At 35.9% G+C, this 15,679-nt stretch carries 15 protein-coding genes; 7 read left to right on the top strand and 8 right to left on the bottom strand.

All coding sequences use genetic code 11. The features are described from left to right. Positions 1–21 precede the first annotated feature (21 nt). On the bottom strand, positions 22–324 hold the full coding sequence (locus V6255_RS01615) for a DUF496 family protein (protein WP_137297402.1): 303 nt from the start codon (positions 322–324) through the stop codon (positions 22–24). 278 nt (positions 325–602) lie between these two features. On the opposite strand from V6255_RS01615, the gene V6255_RS01610 reads away from it, so the two are divergent. Beyond that, positions 603–1,982 carry a PhoH family protein gene (locus tag V6255_RS01610; protein ID WP_341626572.1) on the top strand — a complete coding sequence of 460 codons (1,380 nt, stop codon included), beginning with the start codon at positions 603–605 and terminating at the stop codon, positions 1,980–1,982. 76 nt (positions 1,983–2,058) lie between these two features. Here V6255_RS01610 and V6255_RS01605 read toward each other — a convergent pair whose 3' ends face one another. Beyond that, positions 2,059–2,658, bottom strand: a complete 600-nt coding sequence (locus V6255_RS01605; protein WP_160061939.1) for an RNA methyltransferase — start codon at positions 2,656–2,658, stop codon at positions 2,059–2,061. Between the two features lie 195 nt (positions 2,659–2,853). Next, positions 2,854–3,213, bottom strand: coding sequence for a DUF2750 domain-containing protein (locus tag V6255_RS01600; protein ID WP_137297405.1), 360 nt, complete (start codon positions 3,211–3,213; stop codon positions 2,854–2,856). A 159-nt stretch (positions 3,214–3,372) separates the two neighbouring features. Here V6255_RS01600 and V6255_RS01595 point away from each other — a divergent pair, with 159 nt between their 5' ends. The 5 genes from V6255_RS01595 (at position 3,373) to cysC (ending at position 9,767) form a co-directional block, all read left to right on the top strand. After that, positions 3,373–4,503 carry a site-2 protease family protein gene (locus V6255_RS01595; RefSeq protein ID WP_341626571.1) on the top strand — a complete coding sequence of 377 codons (1,131 nt, stop codon included), beginning with the start codon at positions 3,373–3,375 and terminating at the stop codon, positions 4,501–4,503. Positions 4,504–4,898: 395 nt separating this feature from the next. Then, positions 4,899–5,807: a sulfate adenylyltransferase subunit CysD gene (gene cysD, locus V6255_RS01590; RefSeq protein WP_298940011.1), complete on the top strand. Its 909-nt coding sequence runs from the start codon at positions 4,899–4,901 to the stop codon at positions 5,805–5,807. 46 nt (positions 5,808–5,853) lie between these two features. Further along, positions 5,854–7,263, top strand: a complete 1,410-nt coding sequence (gene cysN, locus V6255_RS01585) for a sulfate adenylyltransferase subunit CysN (RefSeq protein WP_341626570.1) — start codon at positions 5,854–5,856, stop codon at positions 7,261–7,263. A 67-nt stretch (positions 7,264–7,330) separates the two neighbouring features. Then, complete coding sequence (locus tag V6255_RS01580) at positions 7,331–9,058, top strand: SLC13 family permease (RefSeq protein ID WP_341626569.1); 1,728 nt, start codon at positions 7,331–7,333, stop codon at positions 9,056–9,058. A 76-nt stretch (positions 9,059–9,134) separates the two neighbouring features. Next, the gene (gene cysC, locus V6255_RS01575) at positions 9,135–9,767 is read left to right on the top strand and encodes an adenylyl-sulfate kinase (protein ID WP_341626568.1); all 633 of its coding nucleotides are present in this window, start codon (positions 9,135–9,137) and stop codon (positions 9,765–9,767) included. Positions 9,768–10,015: 248 nt separating this feature from the next. On the opposite strand, the gene V6255_RS01570 is transcribed toward cysC, so the two are convergent. The 5 genes from V6255_RS01570 to V6255_RS01550 form a co-directional block, all read right to left on the bottom strand. After that, positions 10,016–10,648 (bottom strand): aldehyde dehydrogenase family protein, encoded by a 633-nt coding sequence (locus V6255_RS01570; RefSeq protein ID WP_341626567.1) that lies wholly within the window; start codon positions 10,646–10,648, stop codon positions 10,016–10,018. Beyond that, on the bottom strand, positions 10,582–11,391 hold the full coding sequence (locus V6255_RS01565; RefSeq protein WP_341626645.1) for an aldehyde dehydrogenase family protein: 810 nt from the start codon (positions 11,389–11,391) through the stop codon (positions 10,582–10,584). Before V6255_RS01565 ends, V6255_RS01570 begins: the two co-directional genes overlap by 67 nt. Before the next feature lie 166 nt (positions 11,392–11,557). Next, positions 11,558–12,079, bottom strand: a complete 522-nt coding sequence (locus V6255_RS01560) for a methyltransferase domain-containing protein (protein WP_341626566.1) — start codon at positions 12,077–12,079, stop codon at positions 11,558–11,560. Between the two features lie 176 nt (positions 12,080–12,255). Next, positions 12,256–13,668, bottom strand: a complete 1,413-nt coding sequence (gene radA / locus V6255_RS01555; protein WP_025564446.1) for a DNA repair protein RadA — start codon at positions 13,666–13,668, stop codon at positions 12,256–12,258. Between the two features lie 130 nt (positions 13,669–13,798). Further along, positions 13,799–14,461 (bottom strand): regulatory protein RecX, encoded by a 663-nt coding sequence (locus V6255_RS01550; protein WP_341626565.1) that lies wholly within the window; start codon positions 14,459–14,461, stop codon positions 13,799–13,801. Positions 14,462–14,737: 276 nt separating this feature from the next. Here V6255_RS01550 and V6255_RS01545 point away from each other — a divergent pair, with 276 nt between their 5' ends. After that, positions 14,738–15,397 carry a 7-cyano-7-deazaguanine/7-aminomethyl-7-deazaguanine transporter gene (locus tag V6255_RS01545; protein ID WP_341626564.1) on the top strand — a complete coding sequence of 220 codons (660 nt, stop codon included), beginning with the start codon at positions 14,738–14,740 and terminating at the stop codon, positions 15,395–15,397. Positions 15,398–15,679: the final 282 nt, after the last annotated feature.

Here is a 15,679-nt window from a genome sequence, read left to right as displayed (position 1 = left end):
TTTTAGTATTATCTAAATGATTTATTTAGTTGATTCTGGACGTCTAAATGCATTGATTTGTTTATTCACTTCACGACGTTCTTTTGATAATTCAGCACCAGTAATGATGTGATCGTCAACACGATCTTCATAGTCAGATTGCATGTTTTTGATGATATTAACAATATCTGCATGACTCATATTTGGTGTGATGTACTCAGATAAGTTTGTTAATAGATCCACACGTTTGCGGTTATCACGGATTTTTTTCTCATTATCAATGATTTCACGCTTTAGTTTGTTTTTACGTCGAGTGTTTTTTACCAATTCAAGAACAGTACTCATTTATCACACCTTTTTATTTATACACTTAATGATTATTTAAATAGTAACAAATAATATTATTCGTTTAATTAAATCAATAAATTGCTGATTTTTACTTAGAATTCAATTATACGCTGCATATTCATTTACGAAACCGATTTTTTAAAAAAATGTTAGATAAATGACTTATTATTGGACTTTTATGATTTTTTTGTAAAAGATAGTCGAGTCATAAAAATGTAATAACTTACTGTTTATATAAAAACTCCACTGCAACATCATAACCAGAGGAATTATTCATGACAGATATCGCACGTAAATTTTATATACTAGATACCAATGTTTTATTACATGAACCTTTAGCTTTATATTCCTTTCAAGAACATAATGTTGTCATTCCCATGACCGTATTAGAAGAGTTAGATCGTATCAAAGATAGGCAAAAAGATGTTAGCAGAGATGCTCGGGTTGCAATCCGTAGTTTAGAGCAACTTTTTCAAGATGCGACAACAGAACAAATTAGCCAAGGAGTTGAAATAGACCATAAAGGTGTTCAGTTAGGAGGCGTTATTTCGATTTTCGCTGATCATCATGCCTCTTTTATACAAGAATCTTTTAGTGAAGATGAACCCGATAATCGTATTATCAACGCTGCGTTATATCTACAGAAAAGCAAAGCTCCTGCTAAAGTAATTCTAGTCACTAAAGATATCAATATGCGTCTCAAAGCTAAAGGGGCAGGACTTAAGTTCGTAGAAGACTATAGGACTGATCAAGTGATTGGCGATGTCGATCTATTAAGTAAAGGCTATCAAAAAGTAGAAGGACAATTTTGGGATAACATAAAAGAATGCGAAACCTTCAATCGCGGCGAAGATACTTACCACCAACTAAAATCTGAAAAAATACTTAACCCTTATGCTAACCAATACGTTATTGATGAAAAAAACGATTTTGTTGGGAAAGTGACAGAACATTTTAAGGATGAAGTAGAGTTATTAGACATCGGTTATGATCGTTTAATGAATCAGCAGGCTTGGGGAATTACACCAAAAAATATATATCAAGGTATGGCGATCAATGCATTGTTAGATCCTAAAGTCGATTTAGTGATTTTAACGGGCCCCGCGGGTTGTGGTAAAACCTTACTTGCTGTTGCAGCCGCACTTGAATTAGTCATTGAAAATAAGCAGTACGATAAGATTATCGTCACGCGTAATACGCCTGATATTGCTGAAAATATTGGTTTTTTACCCGGGACGGAAGAAGAGAAAATGATGCCTTGGTTAGCCTCAGTGACAGATACTTTAGAAGTACTACATAAAAATGATAATTGTAGTGCCAGTTCCGTTAAATACATTATGGATAAAGCCAATATTCAATTTAAGTCTGTTAACTTTATGCGGGGACGGAGTATTCAAAACAGTTTTGTATTACTGGATGAATGTCAAAACTTAACGGCTTCACAATTAAAAACGATCATTACACGGTGTGGGGAAGGGACTAAAATAGTCTGTTCTGGCAATCTTGCTCAAATCGACAGTAATTATCTCACGCCTGTCACATCGGGATTAACTTATATAGTAGAACGATTTAAAGATTTTGAAGGTAGCGCTAATATTTATTTAAATGGCGTTATGAGAAGTCGATTAGCTGAATTTGCTGAGGAGCATTTATAATAAACTAGCTTGTTCGTAAAAGTATTGGCTTTTTAATGTGCTTAAAGCCAATACTGCTCATTTAAAGCTTAAGGTATTAACTCTTTTCTGCTTGTGCTCTCTCTAATCTTTTAGCTTCTTTGATCATATTGTTTTTATACTTCAATTCTTTCACTTTAATTTTGTTGTTTTTATCACGGCTATTTTTAATTAAATCATTATCGAGTTGATGTTGTTGTGATTTTGCTAATTTATCATAAAGAACAACATTCACTGAGGCTGCTAAATTCATACAACCAATCGTCGGAATATAAACAACTGCATCAGCTTTATTGATCACCTGTTGTTTGATAGTGCCGTCTTCTGGGCCGAATAAATACATGGCATTTTCAGGGTGTTCAAAATTAGGTAATGGAATTGCACCTTCAATTAAATCAACACAGACTAGTTTCATTCCAGGTTCTAACGCTGTTAACAGATCTTCGTAATGTACTAAGGGTACAATTTCATGGACTTTTTGAGTGTCTGCCGCTAAACGAACCGCGCGATTAAATCGGTCGCCGGAATAAACCACTTTCTGTGCATCGTAACAACCCGCTGCACGCATAGCGCCGCCAACATTAGATGAGCTTTTAGGATTAGTAAGGGCGATCATGGTACGAATTTTTGAGCTAGATTCTAGTTTATTTTCAGACATAATAAATTGGCACAGTAAGTAAAAGTAGAGGGTTGGAATAGGTTATAAGCATGTTAGGTTTTATTTACTTTACTTTACTTTTGATAGAGTTCAATCGTTATGAACTTCAATTTCAGGTAATAAAGGAGAAAAAGCTAACACGCTTTTAATTATTAACTATTATTTATTTAACTAATTGCAATAAAGAATAGTAAATTATAACGCTTCGATTTGGCCAAGTGCTTCAGTAAACTCTGACAAACCTAATTCAATGTCATCTTCATCGCCAACCCAGTTAAGGCCAACAATAACATCATCTTCAACTAAATCTTCTAACCAGAACTCAAACCAATCCGCTAATGCAATAGGTGCTGGCGTATAATCTTCCCATTCTTCGATACAATGTGTTTTTGCTAGCGCTTCAGATGACCATAATGGCATTACTTCAGTTTCTTCATAGCTCATTGAATCCATCACAACCCAATCACCACTTGCTTTATCTTGTAGTGCCCATAAAACTTGACTTTCTTTAACGTCATCTTGGAATTTTTCTAATGCAGCAATGTTCTGAGTCATGGTGTTTCTCTCTTATCATGAAGTGGTAAAGCTAAAAACGCTTAGTATACGGGTTAAGGTGATAATTGATAGTCAGAAATAAGGATGTTTTGATGCAATGACTTGATAGTCAGTATTTTTTAATTCTGTCATAATTACGCTGACTTAAAAGGAAAAATCATGGAATTATTACAATTAGAGCATTACGGAAAAACACTTCGACTTGAAGCTTCAATGGCTGGTTGGCAGCAATTGTATTGGGGAGACCAAATTGTATCGCAAATTACGGCGAGCGAGTTCGCGCAAGGTAAAAAAAGTCATGAGTTTGAACTATTTCAGCAAGCTGCATTAAATGAACTCCCTTTAACACCTAATGCAGACCAACCAGAAAGTGTGACAATAAAGTGTAAGTTAGATGTTGAACTTGAATGGCAGCCTTTTTTACTTAATTATTGTTTTTATGAAAATGAAGAATTAATAAAAGAGGCGTCTCGTAATGAAAAGGATATCGAACAACAAACACCGATAAAAGTGGTATCAGAACCTAAAAAGATAAGCCTTCTTGGTTTAGGTTCTTTAGCATTAAAACTATTTAAAAGTGCAAAAATCATTAAAGTGGTATTAGCAGGAGCAAGTGTTGCTGCTTACAGTTGGTTTTTCTCTTTTCAATTTGCAGCTGCATTGATAGCTTGTTTAGTCTTTCACGAATACGGTCATATTCGAGCTATGAAATATTTTGGCATGAAAACTAAAGGTATTTATTTAATCCCTTTTGTCGGCGGGTTAGCCGTATCCGATGAAAAAATTAATACACGTTGGCAAGATGTGGTGATTTCGATCATGGGGCCAACATTTGGGTTAATAATGTCATTGGTGTGCTTAATTATTTATTGGTTAACTGGTAGTGAATTTTTTGCTGGTTTAGCGACATTTAACGCATTACTTAATTTGTTTAACCTTTTACCTATTTTGCCGCTTGATGGGGGGCATATATTAAAAAGCATTAGCTTTTCTATGAACAGTAAAATTGGTTTGTTAGCTTGTGTGTTAGGTGCTGCTGCCGGCGTCTTTATTAGTTACGCATTAGGATTAGCACTATTAGGTTTTTTACTATTAATAGGCAGTGTTGAAATAGTATTTGAATGGAGAGCACGTTTTAATAGTCATTTGTTACCATTAGATCGCTACGGTCAACTATTTTCAACAACTTGGTATCTATTAACAGTGGGTGCTTTAATAGGTATCATTTTTTATTTTGCAAAATCGGGTGATCAATTATTATCGCTACCTTTAATTATATTAGGTAGCTAAACGTTAGGTGAATAAGCGAACGCGATAAATTAAACATCCAAAAAGTAAATTAGACAGTGCTCGGCAGATAAAATATTAACAATTGATATCATGATTCTTTTAAAGTAGATTAGCGTTAAATTTTTTACAACTTTTATACCTTTTTATGGTCGTAAAAAGTGTTCGTAATAAAGCCAGTCTCTACTGGCTTAATTTTTATAGTCAAAGGTGTTTATCAAAACGTTTTATTTTATATTGGTTTAACGTTTAATAATCAACATTTAGCATCAATGACATAATTAATTACGCTTATAACTATTTTCTATATTCTATCTGAATTTGTTACTGATACTTTTCAGAGAACACTGCATAATACCTTTAAATTATATATATCCTGTGACTTTGTAAGGAAACACATGAACAATAAAAGACTAACTCACCTTAAGGCACTTGAGGCTGAATCTATTCAAATAATGCGTGAAGTAGCCGCTGAATTTGATAACCCAGTAATGCTGTATTCAATTGGTAAAGATTCGTCTGTGTTATTGCATCTTGCACGTAAAGCCTTTTACCCAGGTAAAATTCCTTTCCCATTACTTCACGTTGATACTGACTGGAAATTCAAAGAAATGATTGAATTCCGTGATAATTTATCGAAGAAGTACGATTTCGATTTATTAGTTCATAAAAATCCTGAAGGTATTGCAATGGGCATGGGACCGTTTACACATGGTTCAGCTAAGCATACTGATGTAATGAAAACACAAGGCTTGAAACAAGCACTAGACCATTACGGTTTTGATGCTGCATTCGGTGGCGCACGTCGTGACGAAGAGAAATCTCGTGCTAAAGAACGTGTTTATTCATTCCGTGATAAAAAGCACCGTTGGGATCCTAAAAATCAACGTCCTGAATTATGGAACATCTATAACTCAAAAGTTGACCGTGGCGAAAGTATTCGTGTATTCCCACTATCTAACTGGACTGAGCTTGATATCTGGCAGTACATTTACCAAGAAGATATCGAAATGGTGCCACTATACTTCTCTGCACCACGTCCAGTTGTTGAACGTGATGGTTCATTAATCATGGTTGATGATGAGCGTATGCCACTTGAAGAAGGTGAAGTTCCACAGATGAAAAATGTGCGTTTCCGTACATTAGGCTGTTACCCATTAACAGGTGCGATTGAATCTGAAGCGAAGACATTACCTGAAATTATTCAAGAGATGCTGTTAACAACAACATCTGAGCGTCAAGGCCGTGTAATCGATAACGATTCTGCTGGTTCGATGGAAAAGAAAAAAATGGAAGGTTACTTTTAGGCCAACGCTTAAATAACCCAGTCCTATAAAGAGTTAAGGAAAAAAAATGACTAACGATACAAATCTAATCGCATCGGATATCGAAGAATATTTACGCGTTCACGAAAATAAAGACATGATGCGTTTCATCACTTGTGGCAGTGTAGATGACGGTAAATCAACTTTAATTGGACGTTTATTATTTGATAGCAAAATGATCTTTGAAGATCACATGGCTGCTATTGAAAAAGATTCTAAAAAATTCAACACAACAGATGAGTCTTTTGACTTAGCATTGTTAGTTGACGGTTTACAGTCTGAACGTGAGCAGGGCATTACGATTGATGTTGCTTACCGTTACTTTGCAACTGAGCAACGTAAATTTATTATTGCTGACACACCTGGACATGAACAATACACACGTAACATGGCAACAGGTGCTTCAACTTGTGATTTAGCGATTATCCTGATTGATGCGCGTCATGGAGTACAAGTTCAAACTCGTCGCCACTCTTACATTTGTTCTTTGTTGGGTATTAAGCATGTTGTTATTGCTATCAACAAAATGGATGCAGTCGATTACGATCAAGAAGTTTATAAGAAAATTAAAGCGGATTACCGTGAATTTGCCAAACAATTAAACATTGCTGATGTTCGTTTTGTGCCAATTTCAGCGCTTAAAGGTGATAACGTAGTAAACCAAAGTGAAAACATGCCTTGGTATCCTGGTTCGCCATTATTACGTTTATTAAATACAGTTGAAATCAGCAGTAATGCAATTGATCAATTCCGTTTAGGCGTTCAATATGTAAACCGTCCAAACTTAGACTTCCGTGGTTTTGCAGGTACTGTTGCATCGGGTGAAATTCGTGTAGGTGATACAATTGAAGCATTACCTTCTGGTAAACAAAGTAAAGTGAAAGAGATTGTTACTTTTGACGGTAACTTAGAAGTTGCTTATCAAGGTATGGCTATCACACTAACACTTGAAGATGAAATTGATATCAGCCGTGGGGATATGATTGTTCGTCCGCATGAAAAACCACAATCAACTAAAAACTTTGAAGCTGATGTTGTTTGGATGGATGAAACGCCACTAAACGTTGATCGTGAATACATCATCAAAGTTGGTAGTAATACGACGGTCGGTGCTGCTACTTCTGTTAACTATCAAACAGATGTTAATACAGTTCAACAGAAGCCAGCGACGCAATTAGCATTAAATGAAATTGGCAGTTGTAATTTTGAAGTCGCAAAAGAAGTTCAGTTTGATGCATACTCAGATAACAGAGCAACAGGCGCGTTCATTATTATTGACCGTTTAACTAATGGTACTGTTGGAGCGGGCATGATTAAACGTTCACTTGAAGCAACTGCAGGTCCTAAATCAGCTTACAGCGAGTTTGAAGTTGAATTTAATGCATTAGTTCGCAAACATTTCCCTCATTGGGAAGCAAAAAATATCCTAAAAGGATAATTGCTAAATAGTGTTCGGTTACTAGTGTTAGGCTAGTAACCGAATGCTCTTAACTGATGGCCTATTCATGACTCTTCATTCCTATTTTGTTCTCGCAGTTTTCATCTTCACTATCATCGGTTTAATTAAATTCCAAGAGCGTCCAAGTGTTGTCTTCGGCGTTGCATTAATGACTTTATTTTCCACACAAATGGTGACAACAGACCAAGTAATTAAAAGTCTCTCCAATCAAGGACTATTAACATTAATTTTGTTAATGCTGTGTTCTATTGCCCTTGAAAAAACCCGTTTATTGCGTTTAGTTGCCATGAAGGTGATTAAACCAAGTTATAATTCAACATGGCTACGACTATTCGGTTTTACTGTTTTCTCTTCTGCTTTTTTAAACAATACTGCTGTCGTATCAACCATGTTAGCGCCAATTCGTAATAACCCTAATCACTCTGCAAGTAAGTTATTAATTCCATTATCCTATGCCGCTATTTTAGGCGGTACATTAACCTTAGTTGGGACATCAACTAATCTGATTGTTAACAGTCTTGTACTTGATGCTAATTTACCTTCATTAGGCTTTTTTGACTTCACCTTAGTCGGTTTATGTTTAGTCGGTGCTTGTGGTCTTACATTATATGTTTGTCGTTCATTATTGCCCGACATTGATATGAAATTAACTGATGCGCCTTCTTATTTTATTGAAGCAAAGGTTAACCCTGATTCTAGTTTAGTGGGTAAAAGCATCGATCAAAATGGTTTACGTCATTTACAGTCTCTGTTTTTGGTTGAAATCATGCGTGGTGAATTGCAACTTACCGCGATCACGCCAAATGAAGTTATTCAGGCGAACGATAAACTCATCTTCAGTGGTGACATTTCTAAAGTTAACCAGTTACGTTTATTTGATGGCTTATCTATTTTTGCTGAAAATAGTGGCTTACCATTAGGTAATTTACGAGAAGTGGTCGTACGCCCTGAAAGTGTTCTAAATGGTAATACATTAAAATCAGTTGGTTTTCGTTCTTTGTTTGATGCGGCAGTGGTCGCCATTAAACGAGACGGTGAAAAAGTATCAGGAAAAATCGGCAAACTAAAAATCAAACCAGGTGACTTTTTAGTATTAGCAGTGGGTGAAGATTTTAAATCTCGTCGTAACATACGTAAAAACTTTATATTATTGTCGGATGTCGAGCTAGATTCGCGTTTATCAGGTAAAAAAGAACTTTTAGCTATTTTTGGTTTTGTTGTTGCTATCGCTTTAGCTGCGATAGGTATCATCCCTTTATTCAAAGCAGTATTACTATTACTAGGTGTATTACTTTTAAGTGGTTGTCTAACTAGTAGTGAGTTAGTAAGGCGTTTTCCTACTGATATTTGGGTAATTATATCGTCAGCTATTGTTTTATCTTATGCATTACAAAACAGTGGTGTTATCGATATTTTTACACAATTGATGAGTAATAACTCAGGCTCATTTAGCCCATTACTCGCGTTAATTGCAGTGTATGCTATCACCTTGCTTTTGACCGAATTAGTCACCAATAACGCCGCCGCTGCATTGATATTCCCGATTGCTTATGGTCTTGCAGTAAGTATTGATGCGAATCCAACTGCTTTTATTATGGCCGTCGCGTTTGGTGCGAGTGCAAGTTTTATCAGTCCTTACGGTTACCAAACTAACCTGATGGTATTCAATGCAGGGCAGTATAAATTAAATGATTTTATTAAAATTGGTGTACCTGTTAGCTTGGTTTATAGCGTGACATGTATTATTGCCATTGTTTTTGTATTTGGCCTATAGACTGTAAACGTTTATTAATTAAATAAGAAGTTATGCTTTATTGAGTTCACTGACTTCTGTTATTAGAGAGAATATTATGAATAACCCATATATAGAAAAAGATGTTGATGGTGAAAAATCATCTGATGTTGTATGGCATCAAGCGAGCGTTTCACATCAAGACCATTGTCAATTAAACGGCCATAAAGCGGCAGTCTTATGGTTTACAGGCTTGAGTGGCTCAGGTAAATCTACAGTTGCTAATGCGGTTGATTTAATGCTATTTCAACACCAAGCTAAAACCTATGTATTAGATGGTGACAATGTTCGTCATGGTTTAAACGGTGATTTAGGCTTTTCTGATACTGATCGTATTGAAAATATTCGTCGAGTAGGTGAAGTGTCAAAGCTTTTTGCTGATGCAGGTTTATTAGTCTCTACTGCTTTTATATCACCTTTTGTTGCAGACCGTGAAATGGTACGTTCACAGTTACCAGAAGGGCAGTTTATTGAAGTCTTTATTGATACACCTTTAGCAGTGTGCGAGTCTCGTGATCCAAAAGGTTTATACAAAAAAGCACGTGCTGGCGAAATAAAGAATTTCACCGGTATTGATAGTGCTTATGAAAAGCCAGTTAATCCAGAAATACATGTTCAAACAGATCAAAAGTCTATTCAAGCTTGTGCTCAACAAGTTATTGATTACTTGAAAGAAAATAACTATTTATAAGCTCTAAGACTTTTATTAAATATTTTATGACATGATGTTGTGGTTAATATATTCTGAGATATTAGGCATGATGTTTGACAGATAGTTAAATTTTTACAATTATTGTGCATGTAGTACATATAATTAAAGCCCTCTGAGTCACTTATAGCGAGTCACTCAGAGAGCCTTATTATTTTTAGTTTCTTATTAAGCGTATATTTAATGCTTACACGCTTAAATGTTAAATTAGATTAATGACTCTTTGATAATTAACTTTTTTGCTCAATTCCGCCTAAGCATAAATATTTAATTTCTAGGTAATCATCTAATCCGTATTTTGATCCTTCTCTACCGCTACCTGATTCCTTAATGCCACCAAAAGGTGCTGCAGCATTAGATAATGCTGTTTCATTAATGCCGACCATTCCATACTGTAATGCGTCTGATACTCTCCATACTTGATTCATATTTTGAGAATAAAAATAAGAAGCTAATCCTGCATCGGTTGCATTTGCTTGCTCAATAACTTCTGTCTCATCTTCAAAAGTCATAATTGAAATGACGGGACCAAATATTTCTGTTTGTGCAATGTCCATTTCATTATTCACATTCGTTAATACGGTAGCGGGGTAGAAACCGTCAGCTTTTAACGAGTCATGTGCTTCGTCTTTATTGGATAGTGTTAATTCTGATTGATATGCTATTTTAGCACCTTGCTCTACTGCTGAGCTGACTAATAAACTGACTTTATCAACCGCTTGTTGCGTAATGAGCGGGCCAATATTAGTCTTAGAATCAAGTCCATTACCTGCTTTAATAAGTTGAGTTGCTTTGATCACTTTTTCAGTAAACTCATTTGCGATGTTGCTGTGTACACAAAAACACGGTTGATAGCAACACATATTTGTCCTGCATTTTTAAACTTATTAGAGATTAAACCATTCACAGCGGCGTCAATATCAGCACTTTCAAATACGATCAGTGGCGCATTACCACCTAATTCCATTGACACTTTTTTAACGCCTTCAGCACATTGTGCGAGTAATGTTTTTCCAACGCCCGTTGAACCAGTGAAACTGAATTTATTCACTTTAGGGTGCATGGTTAATACTTTACCTACTTCTGCTGATTCGGTGCTAACCACCACATTAAAAATACCATCGGGTAACCCAGCAACGTTAGCTAAGTGAGCTAATACTAGCGCAGATAGTGGTGTATCAGCAGCCGGTTTAATGACAAAAGTACACCCTGCGGCTAAAGCGACAGAAGCTTTACGTAAAAGCATGGCATTTGGAAAGTTCCAAGGCGTTATTGATGTCACGACGCCAACAGCTTGTTTATTCACTAATATTTTTTGTTGGTTAGAAAGGGCTGGAATAACATCACCGTAACTACGTTTACCTTCCTCACTAAACCAATGTAAATAACTCACACCATAACGAATTTCAGCAAGCGCCTCAGAAACAGGTTTACCTTGTTCCAATGTTAACAAGCGTGCTAAATCTTGTTCATGTTCTGTAATTAATTTAGCCCAAGCAGTTAAGTGCTCCGCTCGTTCGTAGGTTGTTAGTTTAGTCCAACTTGGAAAGGCTGCTGCTGCAGCTTCAACCGCGGTTTCGGCATCATTTTTTTGTGCATTATGAATTGAGTTTAAGCATACCTGTGTGGCAGGATTGATTACTTTGAAATGCTCAGAGGGTTTGTCGGTTGTTAATCAGTTGCCATTAATGAATGAGCCAGATTTGATCAGTTCTTTATGTTTAATATCATGCATTTAGTTATATCCTACTTAAGTTGTAGTCTATTTAAAATTAGCGTTTTTTGCAGACTATTTGTGCAATAGCGCGATTTGGGTTGTGCTTAATGCCTTCAAAATAAAACAATATATCCCAATCCTTGAAAAGTGTTTTAAGTTCGTCCTTTTTTAATAAAAATTGTTCGCGATGAGGTCTACCAAATACTCGGTTTGCTTCGGTGAATGTTTCATAAATAATAATACCACCAGGCTGAACCGCTTGTTGAAGTGCATTGAACAATGGTCGATGTAAATACCTGAACACAATAATACCCTGTAACTGCAGTTTATTGAGCTTGAGGGCATCAGTTTGAGAGTCAGACTCAAAGTCTGCACACCAAGTATTCTGTTGAAGAACATTGTCATCGGTGACTAAACTATCTAATACTTGCTGTTTTATATCAGCGAATAACACATCAATACCCTGTTCTTTTAAATACAAACCATTTTGGCCTTTACCGCAAGCTAAGTCTAATACTTGGCCGTGTTCTGGTTTTAAAAGGTGTCCATAGTCTTGTAATAATTGCGCACTTAACATGTTGGTAATCTCACTTAACTTTCAGACACATCTAATATGGTAACGCATGAGACTTTGTTATTAAACCCTTGCCAAAAAATGAGTTAACAACAGAGTCCCTCACTGTGTTTCAGTTATATACGCTAGCATTTTATAGGTGCTCAGCTTAAAAATTAGTGAAAGATAATCGCTATTGGTTATTGTAAGGCTTCGATTAACTCTCGTACGTTTTTAAGTGGAATGATTTTTTGATCGCCTTTCACAAATTGTTGCATTGAAGCGTGATAAGCCACAGAAGGGATAAAAATCTGCTTTTTTCCATGGCTTAATGCTTCACGAACACGAGGGACAATTTGTGGTATCTGACGTAGTTCTCCCGTTAAGGCTAACTCACCGATAAACACAGCATCACTCGGTAAAGGCTTAGAGTTAATTGAGCTGAGCAAAGCGGCGGTCACCGCCATATCGGTCGATGTTTCAGAATCTGCCATTTTTAAACCGCCCACTAGACTGATATTAATATCGTAATAAGTAGGAATTCCACCGTGTTTTTTGAGTACCGCGGTGATTAATGATAAACGGCTGTATGAAACACCAATACAGTTTCTAATTGATTTTTCTCCTTCAACTTCCGTCGCTAACGCTTGTATTTCAATTAATAGATTACGAGCACCATCTTTAATCACCGAGATAGCAGAGCCTTCAAAGTGCTCTTCACTACCAGATAAAAATAAGCGACTTGGATTATCAACAGAGCGCATGCCTTTTTCGGTCATTTGAAAAATACCCACTTGCTCAGTATCACCAAAACGGTTTTTATCGGCACGTAAAATTCGTACAGAGGCATCATTCACTTCAATGTGAATCGCCGTATCAATAATGTGCTTGAGTGTTTGTGGGCCCGCCATTTGCGAGTTTTTATTTACCTGACCAACTAAAATCAAGGTAATGCCGTGCTGCTTACATAAACGGTTTAATATTTTTGCACAAGTTTTAACTTGAGTGACACCACCTGCAGAGCCATCCACTGAATTTGATTCAAAAGCTTGAATGGAATCGGCAATTAAGAATTTCACTTTATTTTCAATACATTGGTTAACAATATCTTCAATGCTGTCAGTATCTGATAATAAAAAATTATCTTCATTAAAGTGTAGGTTTAACCTTTCAATGCCACGTTTAGCCCATTGGCTTAAACTTTCTTCAGCGGTGACATATAAAGTGGACATCGTCTGTGACATGACAGAGGCCACTTTAGTGAGTAGGGTGGTTTTACCAGAACCCGGGTCGCCGCTAATTAATACCACTGAGCCTAATGTAATACCATCACCCAATACGCGGTCTAATTCACTTAAACCTGTTGAGACACGTTGTGCATTCTCTACTTGTACAGTTGAAATTCGTTGCACGCCATTAGTGGTTACACCGGCATAACCACCGACTTGATTACGATTAATGGCGGCATTAACTGATTTAGTTGTACTCGATGCTTCTCGAAATTCAGTGATTGTATTCCAAGCTTTACATTCGCCGCATTGACCTTGCCATTTAGTATAATCAGCACCACAGTCACTGCATACGTAGGAAATTTTTGTTTTTGCTTTTGCCATGAATTTTTCCGTATTATCAAATCAGACTTAATGTCTTGGAGTCTCAATCGTCTTAAGTTTTCTTTAGTATTCTTTAGTATTAATTTTTGTATGCTGTTGTTTTTATATGTTTATTTTTAACTTTAATTTATTATTCATCTAACGCTAACTGTTGATTAAATAACTTTATCGCTTGATTGGACTTTGAATAGTCATAACCATGAGAAGTAAGGTGTCTTAGTGCTTTGGTTTTCTGTTTTTGATCCTCAATTGCTACTTTGAATTTCTTAGAAAGCAGTAAACAAGCTTCATCGAGATCATTAAACGTGGGTGTTGGAAAACCTTCATTATGTGATTCTATGGCTAATGCAATAATATCGAAACTATGACCTTTGGCCTGTAAAAATCCCATCGCTTTTTGTTTTAAATGTTGAGTGACAATTGCTTCACGATATTTATTACTTAATAATTGCTGAGCAGCATCAATGTAATTGAACTCATTGTCATCAAATGTTTGTTTAATTAATAGTTCGCCAATGCCTTTTAATTTTAAATCTTGTTTTATACGAGTCGCGCCATAACCTTTATTTTGCGAGCCACGAATAAAGGACTCCGTAAAACGTTGATCATCAAGATAATTGTAATCTAAGCATTCATTGATGACGGTTTCTATCCACTCTTGGTTATCCGTTTTACGTTGAAGCTTTTTTAATAGTTCTGCTTGGCTATGGTCTCGACGTGATAAATGCCAAAAAGCACTTCGACGTACCCCATCAATATCCTTTGCAACCTTAATTGGCTTATTCGCAAACATAATTAACTCGCTTAAGTGTGTTTATATACAGTATAACGTTATATTACCTATTATTACAGGTATGTTGTGTTAATTGAGCAGGGAAGGAACGATTAAAAGGGTTGTATTGTGTCATTATCACCCTATAATATGCGCCCCCATATTGATATAACAATACAGTTAATTAGGTTAGCTATAAGCTATCACTAAACAGTTGGGGCACATAATAAGCGGGTTCCCTCACCCCGTTGTTACATTAAAAAGTGGCAGTAAAAGCCACAATAAAAAGGTCAAAATATGTTATCACTTTCAAACACGCAAATTCGCCGTGCGCTTACGCTATTGGTTGGATTTCACATCATTATCGTTTGTGCTAGTAACTACCTAGTACAATTGCCGTTTACTTTATTTGGCTGGCACACTACATGGGGTGCTTTTAGTTTCCCTTTTGTTTACCTTGCAACGGATTTGACGGTCAGAATCTTCGGACAGAAGAATGCTCGACGTATCATTTTTAAAGCTATGCTGCCTGCGTTAGTTGTCTCTTATGTCATTGGTGTATTATTTCATCAAGGTATATTTCAAGGTATGGATGCACTCGCTAATTATAATAGCTTTGTATTACGCATTGCTGCTGCAAGTTTTGCTGCGTACTTATTTGGTCAATTGCTAGACATTAAAGTATTTGCCAATTTACGCCTGACTAGATCTTGGTGGATTGCACCAACGGCATCCACTTTATTAGGTAACTTACTGGATACCTTAATCTTCTTCTCTTTAGCTTTTTATGCATCAACCGATGAGTTCATGGCGGCTAATTGGCCTGAAATTGCGTTGGTAGATTACGGTTTTAAATTGTTAGTGAGCCTGTGTTTATTCTTACCTGCATATGGTGTGTTATTAAAAGTGTTAGAGAAACGTATTATCAAACTGCCAGACCCAATCTCTTTAGCTTAGAAACAATACTTTAGAAGTAATGGTTTATCAAAAAAACTTTATAAACTATAAAATACTATAAAATTAATTAACCAATAAAAAGTTCAAAGGGAGATCTTCTTATTGGTTTTTTTAATGTTAATCCTTTCTTTAATAAACCTTTCTTAATTATTGCTTACTCACCCATTTATATCGACTATTACTCATTCGTTATACCTATTGTTAGTGGTTAACTTTAACCTTACCTTTTAGAAAATAGAATTAATGATTGTACTTACTAACGGGCAATTGCAACTCATCAAA

Source organism: Psychromonas arctica (genome assembly GCF_038155225.1).
In the GTDB taxonomy this organism is placed as follows: domain Bacteria; phylum Pseudomonadota; class Gammaproteobacteria; order Enterobacterales; family Psychromonadaceae; genus Psychromonas; species Psychromonas arctica_B.
This window is presented reverse-complemented; position numbering and strand designations above follow the sequence as displayed.